Consider the following 14286-nt stretch of genomic DNA (forward strand, 5'->3'; position numbering starts at 1 on the left):
GTAATTACTGGGGTTAACGGTGAAAAAATATTTATATATTGACCCTAGACCGCCCCCAAATTCGTTCGTTAGCATTTAATGACGGCTACAGTATCAGTGGATAACCTAGTGACAACGTACCGTATGAATGTGCATCAAAACCTATTTCGCTGATATTAGTATCGTTGGGAGCATATATTGAGGATCGCTATTAAAATAGGCCACCTAGTGGTAGCCAATGGATTACTATCAACAGTCAGGAATATAGGAAAAGAAGGGGAAGTTACAGTCAGCGGCTTTGGTTGCGGCACCATATCGGTTGTTAACGTCGCGAACATTCAACCTATCCCCCTATCTCGCAACAGTCTCGAAAGCCATGAAGAAATAGAGGGGTTTATTACCGAGCATAACGCTTCACAAATCATATTAGCTAGCGAGCGTTCAGCAGTTATTGAGCTTCACTTAAGTGACACACTTTCCGCTAAACAAGCCGCCGATAAGCTTGGGTTAAAAAAAACTGCTTTTTACGAACTGAAGAAAAAATATAGCCCCGAACTAGGCCCGATCACACTGATAAAGAATAATCCTGGACCGCTTAAAGGGAGCATGAGAGTTACTGATCAAATTATATCCATTATCACGGATTGCTACATTAAACATTATCACGGCAGGTCAGCCTCTTATTCGTATGTGTGGAAACAAGTGCAAAGCGAGTGCTTTGCACAGGCATTGAATTCACCGAGCAGAGAAACAGTAAAAAAATTAATCAAGAGTTTTGATAAAAAAACCACCTATAGAATGAAACATGGAGTTGACTCTGCCAATCAAATTTTTCAGCCCCGGCCAGGCATTGCTCATACTGATTATCCGTTACAAGTAGCTCAAATGGATCATACGCGCGTGGACCTCCTCCTCCGTGCCGAGCATGACCGCACAAAAATAATAGGAAGGCCGTGGCTGTCGGTAATAATGGATTTACACACGCGTGTCATATTAGGTTATTACTTAACAATGTTTGCACCATCGATTATATCAGTGCAACAGACAATGGGTATGGCGATGCTACCTAAGAACACTGGTTATTTCCAACTGGCTAGCGAATCAAGTAATTATCCGTATTTTGGATTCCCCGAACGTTTATTGATGGACAACGCTGCGGAGTTTAGATCTCCTGTTGTTGAAGCAGCAATGCGCAAATATAAAATAAATCCTGAATGGCGAATAATAGGCAAAAAACACATGGGCGGCCACGTGGAGCGGCTAATAGGAACATTCATGACTACAGCTGTCCACTTTCTACCTGGCACTACATTCTCTAACACTCAACAGCGTGCAGACTACAATAGCGAAAAACAGTCATCATTAACATTCAGAGAGTTTTGCACTTGGTTTGCTGGGCAAGTCCTTATATACCACGGTACGGTCCATTCCGAGCTAGGCGTATCACCGAAAGATGCGTGGGAGAGGGCGTTCGAGAAAACTGAAATTAAGTTGCCAGAAGTAGCAATAAATCCTCGAGCGCTTTATTTGGATTTTTTGCCAGAAGCGATAAAACCAGTCAGAAATAATGGCATATCGTTGAATAAAAGACGATATCACTCCAACAAGCTAAACCACATACAGGCGCGCGCTAGAGTCATTGTAAAGTTTGATCCTTTTGACATGACAATAGTATGGGTGAAGGTAAATGGAGAATACGTTCGAATTCCACAGGTTTCATCAGAGCAAAACTACATAAGCTACGAAGAGTATCGATGCGACCGCCAGCACAATAAAAAACTACCGCCTGGGACAATCACAGACGATAACGCGTTAAGACAGATGCGCACCAACAATGCATTGGTAAAAAATAGCCAGCGGAGCACTCGGAACGCCAAAATAGCGCATAAACATCCGGAAGCAATGGCTCAGCACGCTGAGAAAAATAAACACGGTATACCTAAACCTATCTGGGATGCTCATACGATCCCTGTCAACGAAATCGACTTTGACGAAACCGAAGTTAACTTTTCTTTAACTCCTAGGCTGTTTGACGAAAATGACTGACACCCCTATTGATATAAGCCATGTACGTCAGTCAAGGCAACATTTGTTGAGCCTTCCGAAAGAGGAACGACTCATGATTTGTCTGCAAGATGTGTTTATCGAGTATCCCAATTCCCATGCGATCTTAAGCGCAATGCACTACATGTTGCGCACTGAAAACAAGGTCCAGGCGCCGTGCATGCTAGTCTGGGGCAGTGGCGGTTACGGCAAAACAAGCATTATCAACAAAATCAAAGAAATCAACATAAATCAAGAACACAAACTGATTTTCATGAGCTTCAGGCAGAACCCCAATAATTATAACTTTAGAGAACTGTTGCTCGAAGCATTTGGAATGGAGGTGACCCGAAAATTCAGCGGATATAATGCTTCTAAAGAGTTTGCACGTACTGTGGAACGAAATAATATTAAAGGCATTGTCATTGACGAGATTCACGACGCCGTGACGCTGTCTACAATGCAACAAAAAATCAACCTTTCTTTGCTGAAAAATTTGTCCGGTGACCAATATAATCTTAGCGTTTTCGCCTTTGGTGTAGATCAGGCAAGCGAAGCTCTTCGCCTGGACCCACAACTTGAACGCCGGTATTTGCAGTGGCCTTTAGAAAAGTGGAAATTGTCTGAAGACTTCAGGGGATTTATTGCAGCCTATGAGCGAACACTTCCCTTAAAAAAACCCTCCAATTTGCATGGTAAGGAGTTAGCTACGGGAATACTTAAGCAGGCGGACGGTGTGATGGATAACGTGGTGAAAATTATTCAAGCATGTGCGGCGGAAGCAGTTTTTTCTGGCGTAGAACACATCACGCTGGAAATGGTAAGTGCTTCACCGTTCTTGGCTGCAAAATACGGAATCTCTTTGATGCGGCCTAAAACGGAAACGTAGATGACAACACAGAATCTATCTGGGAAAGTCAGACAAATCAATAATAAATTTAACTTACTCACCCCTCAAGTGGAAAACATTGCCAATACTATTGTATCGACACTATCGCGCAAAATTGAAACCGGCTCACTTCACATTATTTTAGGCAACGTCGGCTCCGGATGTTCGTCGGCAATTGAAATATGCCGCAAGCGGTTGCGACATAAATTCAAGAACATATTAACGTTGCAACCCCCAATTCTGAGCGATGGATTCAACCCCTGGAGCCTCATACTAGAATATTATGGTTTTCACTACAGTACGCTCGCTCTAAAAGTAAAAATGGGTTCAATTCCTCGCCCAGTTATGACTTTAATCGAACACGCAGAAATCGACTGCATTATTGTTGAAGATTTCTTGGATGGCCTTGATCGTCCGAAAGAAAAGCAACAAGCAGTTGATGCTTGGCTGAGCTTGGCCCGTCATCCCACGCGTTTAACCGTCATACTCACAACGAACAATCATGCATACTGCAAAAATTTGGAGGATAACAATTTGGTTACAATCCATCGCCTACAAGAATGGGACGATGATGAAAAATTCTCCTTATTCATTGACAAGCTTCAAGAGTTGCTGCGTCGAGACTTCTGCATCCGGTTGAATTTAGAACAAAAAAAACTAATTTATAAGCTATGCAACGGAAATACAGGGAATCTTATTCGATTGATTCGGGAGTACGCAGTGGCGATGCTGCTCGATGCCAAATATCAAAAATGCCGCACGACTGAATATTTACCGTTAGTGAGTGCCATTAAAAAAAATGCCATTTTATTCGTTGCTCAATCCAGTCAATGATGAATCTTTTACATCTTGGATCACGAGGTGCGAGCTAAGGCTTTCACCACGCCGTTTTTCGTCCAAAAAAATACAGGCTAGTTATAGCGAAAATTTACATCGCGCCCCTACTCTGGACCCGGACTTCTCAATAGAAATATTAGCGTCAACTACAATTGGCGACACCATTTTAGTTAATCCGCAGATAGTGTTAAGTATTTTTCTACCTCGATCAACGTGGACATTACCTTACGCTTATTCGAACAGCGTATGCATAGATTGCTTAATGGATTCATTAAAAAAACATCGATGTTTTGTATTTTTAAAAAGCTGGCGATATGTTGCACATCCTATTTGCCCTTTTCATCGATCCCTCTTAAGCGACATTCCATATATGCAAGGCAAAGGTTTACGAACGCTTCCAGACAAGCTTAATTCGACTAATAAATGCAATGTCGATAGGCAGCAGATGAAAAGGCTTGTTTTGCTCGCTCTGAAAATACAGCGATATATATGTCGACTGGAGGATAATCCGACAAATGACGAAATAAAAATTAAGGGCGCATTCCGCTTTTTAATGGAACTATTTATGGCGGATGGCGAATGCAGAGGGCTCGCCTGCTTTTTATTTTCAAAACCCACTCCAGAACGCGGCGCGTTAAAACATTCCGGGGCCAGAGTTTTGATGTTATTAGGTGCGTTCAATAGCTCCTCATTTGAACGTATGTGCTCATTGATTTTAACAGGATATGTCATAGGTTTTTTATCGGAACGAGAATGCCATATTTTTGAAGATATCTTGAAAGAACGAAGCTTGCTTCACCAGTGCAGTACGTTTGAAATCGGCCAACGCAGCAACGTTTTTTTCGAAAAAGAATTTCCTCCTATTAAACGCCGACTTGAAGCGCTGCGATCTGTATTTACCTGCCAGAGATTTATCGAGTTTGTAAAGGGGTTTGAAAGTGCCTGATTTATACTGCAAAATTAATTTTCTTTATCACAAAACTGGATTAGTCGTCACTGACAGTTATGGCATTGCTTACGCGGAGCTATACATAATTTACGCAACGGCAAATAACCAAATAATTGGCTATCACCTGCTGAACAGAAAGCCTTTATATTTGTCGCTAAATCTTCTGAAGTTCCAGATCGTTGAAAATATAAAGAATATTGCAAAATGGCTCGATAATCCAATTAGTCACAACCCATTCTTCAAAACGTCTCCATTTTTTCTTTGCTTGCCAAACTCATACATTCGAGATGCAAAGCAGCATAACAGATTAGAAAAAAACTTAACGGAGGGTACAGATATTTTCCTGGACATCCTTCTCGATATTCCATCCGAATACATCAGCTCAATGGCAGCGCGCTGGGTACTTACGCCAAGCCAAGCGTTGCTATTAATCCGTGATCAAATAAAACGCAACCGATGTTTTATACAATTGAGAGGATTATAAGTGAGCGAGATACAGTTGGATATATTTTCACGCGTAGCGCTGTGAACATGGTCATCTGTTCGGTTTTGCTTTACCAACACTCTACCTACACATCCGTCATAGGTTCATGGGTTACTGACATACCAGCTTGCGCGACAAAAAGTTAATACAATACAAAATAATGACTAGCAAATATCTGTTGGTTTTAGAGAACGGCTTTAACTGCAATCAGCCAGAAAATTTTTAAAACAATCTCTATTGTTCTCCAGTTCATTACCGAAATCAAATGGAAAAGCTCATTACCAATAGGTAGGCTGCTTCCAGTTAATAAACGATGTTGTCAAAAACATAAATATGGAAATCTCATGGCCGCGAAGCTGATCCCTTTATTTGAATCACATGACCGATTTCTTGAGCTGAACCACAATGCCCTAACTCAAGAACAACCTGTAGTCATCAGCTATCTTGAATCATTCCCGGATCACCTATGCGCCATTGATGGGTATAGAGCCGTCCGGAGTTTCCTTCGCTCTTACGAAGGTAACGCCTCGACTTACAATTCCTATCGCACCCATGTCGAGCGCTTGCTGCTTTGGACGCTGCTGGTGTGCAAGAAGCCGCTATTGGAAATGACACGCCAGGACGGCGAACTCTTCATGGAATTTTGCTTGAAACCGCATCCAGACTGGATCGGGCAGGTAGTTAAGGCGCGCTATCAGCGAGTCGGCGGTCGTACCGCCAAATCCACTGATACTTACTCGGTCAATCCACTATGGCGGCCATTTTTCCTCACTGTTAAAAAAGCCAATCTCAAGCTTGCCCTGGAACAAAACAAAGAGCCTGAGGTGAAACGCTACACGATCAAACAGGACTCCTTTGCACAGATTTTTGCTGTATGCGGCCGCTTCTTCCAATGGGCTGCCGAGGAAGGCTCGTCAAACAACGTAAATCCTATCCGAGCGATCAAGCAAAGATCTAAATATAAACAGAGATTTGTTGCCGACGAAAAGGCCAAAGCCCTGACCGCACTTCAATGGAATTTCGTTCTTAAGACAGCCAAATTAATGGCTGATCAAGTAACAGACGAAACAAACGGCGAATTAGGCGCGGGGGCTCAAAAAGTTATAAAGACAAAACGCAATTTTTACGAGCGTACCCTTTTCATTATCGCCACGATTCACTCAATGTATCTCAGGGTTTCCGATATTGTTGGCCGGGATACCTGGGAACCCATGATGAGTGACTTTCATAAGGATGATCACGGCAATTGGTGGTTCCACGTCATCGGCAAGAACAGCAAAGCAGCGAAAATCAGCGTCAAGGATGAGTACATGAACGTTTGGATGGCCCGCTACAGGCGATCCCTTGAGTTGACGCCGACGCCCTCCCCTGATGATTCAGCGCCGCTCCTACAATCTCTCAAAGGTCGACCAGGTTTATCAGAGGGCCATATCAGGAGCCTCGTACAGGAAGTCTTCGACTTCGCTCAGGAGCGCATGCGTAAGGAAGGCTTCTCAGAAGGCGAAATCAACAACCTTCGATCAGCTTCGGTCCACTGGCTTCGACACACATCAGCAACGGCCGACGCCAAAGTGCGAAATAACAAGGATCTGCAGGCCGACCTTCGGCACCAGAGCTTGGCCACCACTGTTGATACGTACTACAAAAGTAGTGACGAAGAACGTCATCGATCAAACAAAAATCTTAGAATTGAGGATCATTGATTGGTGCCGACCGGCCAACGAATCCTTGGTGTAGGCACCACCTACACCTCTTCGTACAGCCTCACCCCCATGCGCCTATCTGATAGTTTTGGAGGAAGGTTCACTAGCTGTAATTAACCGGAAAATTTGCGAAATAATCGTTATTTTTTCCGGTTAATTGCCGAAATTAAACGGAAACGCTTGATTATCAATAGGTTGGCTCGTTCCGGTTAATTAACGATGCTGACAGGTACTGATTCGACAAACCCGCTTCTGACGTCCAATCTCTCAACGGGCCATGTCCTTCGTGTTCATGGCGAGTCCTTGAATGAGGTGGCTGCCGATGAAGCTGATTCAGTGCCGTTTCTCTTCAGGTCAGCGTGTGCCGCTGCTCGTGCAAGCTGGTTACGCAGCGCCATTACCCATACTCATTCCGTTCATCTACGTCCAACTTAAACTCAGGCACCGCGCTTACAACACGGCTGCGGCGCACCTGCGCGCGATCCAGGCTTTCTACGCCTATGCCAAAAGCCGAGATCTGGATATCGATCAGGCCATCTTGGCCTGCCACTTTGAGGCGATTCTGTCTTTATTAGACGGTTATGCAATCTGGCTCCAAAGCGGCCGTCAAGCCGATAGTCTTTTCGCCCGAATCGGCAAAGCTACAACGGCACCTTTTCCACAGATTTTTCCGCGCACCCGTGACCAGTACCTGCGGTTGCTGAAGCAGTACCTGTCCTGGTGCGTCACCCGTTACATTCCGCGCGCACGTCAGAACTCAACCACCCTGGCTAACATCGAAGTTGTATTTGCAGATGTCGCCGACGTCATTGAGCGGCGCTTTGAGAGCCATATCATCAATGTTCGTCCAGACCGCACTCGTTACCGCAGCCTGACAGATATGCAACTCCAGATCATTCGCACATTGATTGTCCCAGGAGCTGCGGAGAATCTCAGCATAAATGACCGCGAACATGACCCAGGAGATCCGCGCGCTGAAGAGCCTGCACTGAAAACACACGGCCGGACCGTAGGTATCTCGACACAGTTGTATGAGGTCTACGAGCGCTATATTCAGAGCGAGCGACGCCCAAAGCGTGACGGAAAACCTACGAAATTGCTGTACCGCTACTTGTTCATCTCGGATCGAGGCCGCCCGCTGTCGATCCGCGCGTTGTCGAACGTCCTAGATCGGCTGTTTCTGACCATTGAACTGGCTCATCCGGGGTTGTTGCCTACACTATCCGCGCATGACTTTCGCCACACCTTCGCCGACCAGTTTTTGGCTTATCTGGTCGAGAAGCGTGGGTATGACCTCGAGCGGGCCACGGACGAACTCCGGCGAGTCTGCGGTTGGTCTGACACATCGACGATGCCACGCCGTTATGCAAGTCGTTATCTAGCTGAGTCGGCCAATCTCCACAATGCCCAGCGTGCCTCGGCAGCCTGGAGCCGGCTTGACAGTGAGGGAGGTTCGCCATGACCAAATCAGCCGATCAAGAACACGCGTTACCCTCCTCCTCTTTTGCGGCCTACGTGTTCGAGGGCCCGGCTCAGGTTGCGATTCGAACTCGCACCAATGATCAGCCAAAGTACGTCGATACCCGTCTGCCGGTGTGGGTTAGTGAATTGACGAAATCGCTAGATAGTGAAATCGCTTGGCATCACCCACACCGTAGCCGAGGGCGAACGTGCCCCATTGCGCAGCGCACCAGGTGTGCATTCGATAATATTTCAATACGGGAGATTGAAGAATCCACGGTGCTGCCAGCGATAAGCATCGCTCATAAAGCAGCGGCACGAAAATATCAGCCCAGCGAACCGAGGACATAAAAAATGGCGATGTTAATTTTTGACAGCTCGGAAGATTCCATAGTCGAGGCCCGTGTCCTGGTCGAGGCGCTGAATGAATGGTTGGCGGAACAGCAGCCCAGTTGCCCGCTAAGGTCCGCCCGTGCGCAATGTTGCTATCGGCCCGATGGCACGCTGGATTCTGTATTGACCGTACTAACAGACGTGGTGGTGGATTAAAGAGGTGCACACGGAGCCGGCAGCGAATGAAATCTTTGAAGTATTATGAAAAGAATCGACACGCCACATGGTTAGAGTTGTTTTTTGACCTGATTTTTGTTGTTGCAATTGGCAAGGTTACGCATACTCTCGGACATCTTCATCACGGCCATTTTGAACAGGAGCAATTATGGAAATTTTTACTGCTTTTTGTTCCATTATGGTGGATCTGGTCCAGCCACACGATTTACTCAAATAGGTTTGATACAGACAGTAACCTTCACCGCTTGGCAACTTTATTTTTAATGTTGCTGCTCATTGTGCTGTCTGCACGGATTGGGGAGGAATTGGAAGTAAACTATGCGCTTGTTATTGTCTGCTATTTTGGTATACGTGCCATCATCAGTATTATGTACATTTCGTCCATAAATAAATTCGATCATCGTAGTGAATTCTCCTCCAGGCTTGGCTTCGCCCTGTTAGTTAGCGCAGTTGTTAGTCTTTCATCCATTCTTTTTGACCCACCTATGCGTTACCTTGTCGCTTACATTGGGATTTTTCTTGACATTCTGCTCCCTTTATTTTCTTGGGGTAAGCTAAAGCCATTGCCCGCACATACAGAACACTTGGTTGAACGACTAGGTTTACTCACCCTCATCTTATTGGGCGAGTCGGTAATTAGCCTTTCTGGAGGGTTATCTGACATTCAATGGGATCGTTATAATGTGATGGCGGCAATCACCGGATTTATCATGATTTGCAGTATCTGGTGGATCTATTTTGATAGCTTTTACCTACTGAGCAAAAATGAAAGTAGTATGAGTGGACACTCCTTAATCTACTCGCACCTTTTTCTATTTATGGGGCTAGCACTTCTCGCAAATTTGATCAGGCATGCGATCCTGAATGACATTGCGATGCGCGATTTCCAGATTACGTCAATCATCGGCATGGCCTTATTTTTCTTAGGCAAGCAATATGGCTACTTCATAGCGGTACCTAAAATAAGTAAATACATACTACAAAACACCTTGATCGTGTTTTCTCTAGGTGGGTTGGTTATATTCCTACCCCGTATTGAGTACATATTGGTCGGCCTGACAGCAACCATGATCTGTTATGTTTTACTAAACTTCAGGTATCGTTGAATCTTTAAAGTTTGGCCATATCCCGGGTGGATCAGCTATCCGCGCACATCAACACATCCCTACCAACCAAAGCGGGTGGTCGCCTGGAAAGCATGGGGGCAAACACCGCGCGGCGTGAGGCCCGCGGCAAGCGGCAAAAACCTAATCAAAGAAGGCCAGGGTGCGAACTTCGATACTCTCGCGCGGCGGGGCTCCCGGCGGCGTGTTGGGATCTTTGAAGGCGGTATGGGGCGTGAAGCGGGCACGGCCGTCGTGACGTGAGTCATACCCCTTGATCAGCAAGACTTCGTCACGGCGCATGTCCGGAAAATAGTACCAGCGCTGTTGCGGATTGTAGGCCAGGTGGTAGATCTCACCGATACGATCCGGATAGACCAAGTCGGTGGCCAGCAGGTCATTGGGGTCGAGCGTCGAGGCGTCCAGCACGGCCAGCGGTGAGCGCTTGACGGGTCCGCTCATCGGGCGCCAGAGGTTAATCTGGGCCACCGACACCTGTGCGCCGGCCTGATCCTGGCCCAGCATGTCGCGAATACGCTCAGGCCCCGAGCGGTCGGTGTAGTCATTATGCACACGGCTGGCTGGCCCGCGAATATCCCGCCGCTCGGCGTCGCTGCGCCTGGTGTGGTCGAAGATGACGACCCGGCTCGCGCCCGTCAACTCCTTGATCAAGGCCTTGACCTCGTCATAGTAGACGCTTTCCACTGAGGTATCGTCGTAGAGATCGTCGACCACCGTAGCCCGCCGATGGAGTTCAAACCCCTGCTTGTCCAGGGAAAGGCTGTCTGCCAACGGACGACCGTTGTGTATCGTGACCTCGCGCTCCTCCTGCTCAGCAAAGTAGTGCGGTTCACTGTCACCGGTCAGAGCCTCGGTATGCACATAGGGCTTCGCATCGTGCTTGACCAGGTAGGTGAGTTTTGTGATGACGCTGGCGGGCATATCAGTTGTGCACTTCAAGTAACACCTCCCGGTCTGCTGAGCGCATCCGGCGTAGTGTCACCGTGGCGGCGCTGTAACTTGCATGTAGACACCTTCAATCTCGATCGTATGCCTTCGAACGGACACTATCAAATGCAGCCCGATGTGCACGGCACACGACCGATAGAAAAGGACCTCTCTAACCTCGGCATCGACGACCAGCTTGACCATGACTGGCGTGTCGCACTGCGGGTCTGCGCCGATCATGAGCATCCGATATCCCTAAACTTCCCGCACCGCTAACTAGAGAAGCGGAATGCTATAGGTCACAAAAATACGATTCTGATCTACGTTACGAGATGCTTCGCTGTTGGACTTGCCGTTACGCCAGCCGAACCCAACGCCTTTTAGCGCTCCCGACTGAAGGACGTAGTCCAGGCTAATGTCTCTTTCCCATTCCTTTTGGTTGGCGCCTGACGTCGTTTTAATGTTATCGCCAGAGAGGTACATGACCGAGCCTTTTAGGCCAGGGACACCCAGAGCGGCGAAGTCGTAAGCATACTGACCGAAAGCTGTGCGCTCGCCTGCGCGGGTGAAAGTTTGGATAAAGCGGTCTGTATACAGATACAGGCTTGCTCCACCGGCGCCCTTGTCTGGCAGGCTACCCTGACTGAGTTGAGTGAAGTTGCTGCCATCCGACACACTTTGGTACCCCGCAGTAATCGCGTGGCCACCCAGTGTGTAAATTAACGCGGCACTCCAGGTACGGTTATCGATTTCTCCATCACCGTTTTTGGTGTAGCCACTCATTCTGTAGCCTGACGTACCGGAGCTATTTGCACCTGACGAGTCAGTTTTGAAGTAGCGCAGGTCGGTTTTGAGGGACTGATTGTCCGAGATGGCAAGGGTGTGAATAAATCCCAAAAAATGCTGCGTATAGTAGTTATCGAGGCCGGCGTAGTAGTACTGAGCTGTCAGATCCTTGGTGACTTTCCAATCGCCCCCGGCGAAGTCAAACTGATTGCTTTCACGCGTACCACCAGTAACGGCCAACCCCGTCTGATCGCTCGAACCACGTCCTGTTGCATGTTCAATCCGACCTCCAGTCAAGGTCAGGCGATTGAGCTCGCTCGAGGTGATTTGAACGCCCTCGAAGGTTTGCGGAAGCACGCGCCCATCGTTGGCGACCAGAATGGGGAGTTTCGGAATCAAGGTGCCGTAGCGAAGTTCAGTTTTCGACATTTTGACTTTTCCGGTCAGCCCCAGCCTGCTCCACTCGTCGACGGCACGGTTGTCACTGTCAGAAGGCATCATGCTGCTGCCGACATGCCGTCCTTTGCCGCTATCCAGGTTAACCCCCAGCAACCCCAGGCCATCGACACCAAAGCCAACCATGCCGTCGGTATAGCCCGATTTGAAGTCCAGCATGAAACCCTGCGCCCATTCTTCAGTTTTAGAAGGGGCGGCAACGCCATCGCGGTTGTCGTTATTGAAGTAGAAGTTTCTCATTCCCAAGGTGGCTTTGCTATCACTCAGGAAGTCAGCATGCGCCTGGACACTCAGGGTGATACTAAGAAACACCGAACTTGCAGTTATTGTTTTTCCACTCATTTATATAGCGCTCCATTTGTTATTTTGAAGTAATAGAAGCAACGCAAAATTTTCCAGGTGCGCGTTTTTATTATTCTTAATATCCTGCTAAAGACGAGAAATCGACGATGCCTAGCCCCTCCTGCATCAAGCTAATATCGTTAATGCAAGTTCCAAAGTCGCTCATCGCACCTGTTTCTGTTATGCAGCGCGATAGCGTTAGAGCCGATTGTGTGAGAAAGGCGCAGGGAGTGCCTTGCCTGGGGAAATGGAGTTCTGCGTTGGGGTCTGAAAATTTATCTTATCGTCTGAATTTCAGGACTGGGGCCGGACACAATTGTCGGTCGAGTACCCAAAGGATCAGTGGGCTGACCTGACGACTGTCCTCTATAGCAACCCGCAGCGCGCCGATCACGACGCCCAAGGCCCAGACTGCGGTGTATCTGCGACAGGTACCGAGACGGACGACGAACATGGCGGTTCCCCGCAAAGCCGCCTACTCTTGGTGGATGGTCCCCATGCTTTTGCTCAGGCGATGTATCGGGCTGGAACGATCTGATTATTTTGACCGTCCGCTCATCGCCAATCCGGACCTGCCCGCGCGTATTGCCAGCAACTGGCCCCTCACTCCGGTCGACCCGACCGCAACGGGTGAAGACTGCACCCATTACCCCACCTGTCGTTCCCAAGCGACCAATGCCGCAGCACCTCCTAAACAGGGGCGCTGTTCACGTTTCTCCCATTGAGGAAGATGAGTATGTATCGGCCGAGCACGATTCCTTATCAGCAGCACCGAGGGTTCAGCCGAACCTTCACTCAGGGTCATTTGAGCATTGGATTGTTCTTTCCTTTGGAGGCCTTCGATGGGGACACTCCGAGCATGCTCAACCAGGTCGAATTGGCCAAACGAGCGGAGGCTCTGGGCTTCTGCGCACTCTGGTTTCGCGACGTGCCTCTTCGGGACCCTGGCTTCGGCGATGTTGGCCAACTGTTCGACCCTTGGGTTTACCTGGGCTACATGGCTGCTCATACGTCGGAGATAGCGCTTGGCACCGCATCCATTGCCCTCCCTGTACACCATCCTCTGCACACGGCCAAGGCATCAGCCAGTGTTGATCAGTTGAGCGCAGGTCGCTTGATACTGGGGGTAGCTTCCGGCGATCGCCCAGTGGAGTTTTCGGCTTTTGGCGTCGATCCCGAAAGGCGCGGAGAAATCTTTCGTGAGCACTACGAGGTGATTCGCAGAGCCCACAGCACCAGCTTTGAGCCCATTCGCTGGAGCGGTGGTGAGATGCGGGGCGCAGACCTCATTCCGAAACCCACAACCCAAGTCATTCCAATGTTCGTGACCGGCAATAGCCGCCAGTCACTGGATTGGATCGCGCGCGAAAGCGTCGGATGGATCAACTATCCACGCATTCCGAACATGCAGCGAATGATCGTGGAAGATTGGCGGCAGGAGGTCATGAAGCAATGTGGCCCCGTCTATAAGCCCTTCACTCAGTCGCTCTACATCGACCTCGATGAGACCCCGTCTACGCCGCCCACTCGCATCCATTTGGGGTTCAAACTTGGACGCTACCATCTCCGGTTTTTGCTGGAGTCGCTTGAGGAAATCGGAGTGGACCACGTTATCCTTAATCTCAAATACGGAAAGCGCCCTGCTGCGGAAGTCATTGAAGAGCTGGGTACTCACATCGTTCCGCAATTCGGAGTACAGCCGCGTCCTGAAGCGAATTGATACGCCGGCCGCTTCC

General features: G+C 48.3%; 13 protein-coding genes. 11 read left to right on the forward strand and 2 right to left on the reverse strand.

Annotated elements, in window-relative coordinates:
• The first annotated feature begins 177 nt into the window (after nt 1-177).
• From AB4N43_RS02440 to AB4N43_RS02485, 10 genes are all read left to right on the forward strand, one after another.
• Nucleotides 178-2025 (forward strand): transposase, encoded by a 1848-nt coding sequence (locus tag AB4N43_RS02440; RefSeq protein ID WP_460153047.1) that lies wholly within the window; start codon nt 178-180, stop codon nt 2023-2025.
• A gap of 73 nt (nt 2026-2098) precedes the next feature.
• Nucleotides 2099-2911, forward strand: coding sequence for a TniB family NTP-binding protein (locus tag AB4N43_RS02445; protein ID WP_421136590.1), 813 nt, complete (start codon nt 2099-2101; stop codon nt 2909-2911).
• Complete coding sequence (locus AB4N43_RS02450; RefSeq protein ID WP_460153050.1) at nt 2912-3745, forward strand: hypothetical protein; 834 nt, start codon at nt 2912-2914, stop codon at nt 3743-3745.
• A 265-nt stretch (nt 3746-4010) separates the two neighbouring features.
• Complete coding sequence (locus tag AB4N43_RS02455; protein WP_460153051.1) at nt 4011-4694, forward strand: hypothetical protein; 684 nt, start codon at nt 4011-4013, stop codon at nt 4692-4694.
• Nucleotides 4687-5181: a hypothetical protein gene (locus AB4N43_RS02460; protein WP_460153053.1), complete on the forward strand. Its 495-nt coding sequence runs from the start codon at nt 4687-4689 to the stop codon at nt 5179-5181. Before AB4N43_RS02455 ends, AB4N43_RS02460 begins: the two co-directional genes overlap by 8 nt.
• 344 nt (nt 5182-5525) lie before the next feature.
• Complete coding sequence (locus AB4N43_RS02465) at nt 5526-6884, forward strand: site-specific integrase (protein ID WP_460153054.1); 1359 nt, start codon at nt 5526-5528, stop codon at nt 6882-6884.
• 322 nt (nt 6885-7206) lie between these two features.
• A complete protein-coding gene (locus AB4N43_RS02470; protein ID WP_460153056.1) occupies nt 7207-8346 on the forward strand; it encodes a site-specific integrase in 1140 nt (379 codons plus the stop codon).
• The gene (locus AB4N43_RS02475) at nt 8343-8696 is read left to right on the forward strand and encodes a hypothetical protein (protein WP_194940396.1); all 354 of its coding nucleotides are present in this window, start codon (nt 8343-8345) and stop codon (nt 8694-8696) included. The genes AB4N43_RS02470 and AB4N43_RS02475 overlap by 4 nt, the downstream gene beginning before the upstream one ends.
• A 3-nt stretch (nt 8697-8699) precedes the next feature.
• Entirely contained in the window at nt 8700-8894 is a 195-nt protein-coding gene (locus tag AB4N43_RS02480) for a hypothetical protein (protein ID WP_010459439.1), read from the forward strand.
• 26 nt (nt 8895-8920) lie between these two features.
• Complete coding sequence (locus AB4N43_RS02485; RefSeq protein ID WP_460153058.1) at nt 8921-10021, forward strand: low temperature requirement protein A; 1101 nt, start codon at nt 8921-8923, stop codon at nt 10019-10021.
• Between the two features lie 141 nt (nt 10022-10162).
• Here the strand turns inward: AB4N43_RS02485 and AB4N43_RS02490 are convergent, their stop codons facing one another.
• Together AB4N43_RS02490 and AB4N43_RS02495 are read right to left on the reverse strand one after the other, a co-directional pair.
• Nucleotides 10163-10960 carry a CmcJ/NvfI family oxidoreductase gene (locus AB4N43_RS02490; RefSeq protein ID WP_194940056.1) on the reverse strand — a complete coding sequence of 266 codons (798 nt, stop codon included), beginning with the start codon at nt 10958-10960 and terminating at the stop codon, nt 10163-10165.
• Between the two features lie 282 nt (nt 10961-11242).
• Nucleotides 11243-12550: an OprD family porin gene (locus AB4N43_RS02495; protein WP_194940055.1), complete on the reverse strand. Its 1308-nt coding sequence runs from the start codon at nt 12548-12550 to the stop codon at nt 11243-11245.
• Between the two features lie 736 nt (nt 12551-13286).
• Here AB4N43_RS02495 and AB4N43_RS02500 point away from each other — a divergent pair.
• Nucleotides 13287-14270: an LLM class oxidoreductase gene (locus AB4N43_RS02500; protein ID WP_194940054.1), complete on the forward strand. Its 984-nt coding sequence runs from the start codon at nt 13287-13289 to the stop codon at nt 14268-14270.
• Nucleotides 14271-14286 lie beyond the last annotated feature (16 nt).

This window comes from Pseudomonas sp. S2_B07 (genome assembly GCF_054668435.1).

What these genes read in the sequence shown, in the direction of transcription:
- AB4N43_RS02445 (WP_421136590.1), top strand. Translation starts at nt 2,099, where the DNA reads ATGATTTGTCTGCAAGATGTGTTTATCGAGTATCCCAATTCCCATGCG.
- AB4N43_RS02450 (WP_460153050.1), top strand. Translation starts at nt 2,912, where the DNA reads ATGACAACACAGAATCTATCTGGGAAAGTCAGACAAATCAATAATAAA.
- AB4N43_RS02455 (WP_460153051.1), top strand. Translation starts at nt 4,011, where the DNA reads ATGGATTCATTAAAAAAACATCGATGTTTTGTATTTTTAAAAAGCTGG.
- AB4N43_RS02465 (WP_460153054.1), top strand. Translation starts at nt 5,526, where the DNA reads ATGGCCGCGAAGCTGATCCCTTTATTTGAATCACATGACCGATTTCTT.
- AB4N43_RS02470 (WP_460153056.1), top strand. Translation starts at nt 7,207, where the DNA reads ATGAAGCTGATTCAGTGCCGTTTCTCTTCAGGTCAGCGTGTGCCGCTG.
- AB4N43_RS02475 (WP_194940396.1), top strand. Translation starts at nt 8,343, where the DNA reads ATGACCAAATCAGCCGATCAAGAACACGCGTTACCCTCCTCCTCTTTT.
- AB4N43_RS02480 (WP_010459439.1), top strand. Translation starts at nt 8,700, where the DNA reads ATGGCGATGTTAATTTTTGACAGCTCGGAAGATTCCATAGTCGAGGCC.
- AB4N43_RS02485 (WP_460153058.1), top strand. Translation starts at nt 8,921, where the DNA reads ATGAAATCTTTGAAGTATTATGAAAAGAATCGACACGCCACATGGTTA.
- AB4N43_RS02490 (WP_194940056.1), bottom strand. Translation starts at nt 10,960, where the DNA reads ATGCCCGCCAGCGTCATCACAAAACTCACCTACCTGGTCAAGCACGAT.
- AB4N43_RS02495 (WP_194940055.1), bottom strand. Translation starts at nt 12,550, where the DNA reads ATGAGTGGAAAAACAATAACTGCAAGTTCGGTGTTTCTTAGTATCACC.
- AB4N43_RS02500 (WP_194940054.1), top strand. Translation starts at nt 13,287, where the DNA reads ATGTATCGGCCGAGCACGATTCCTTATCAGCAGCACCGAGGGTTCAGC.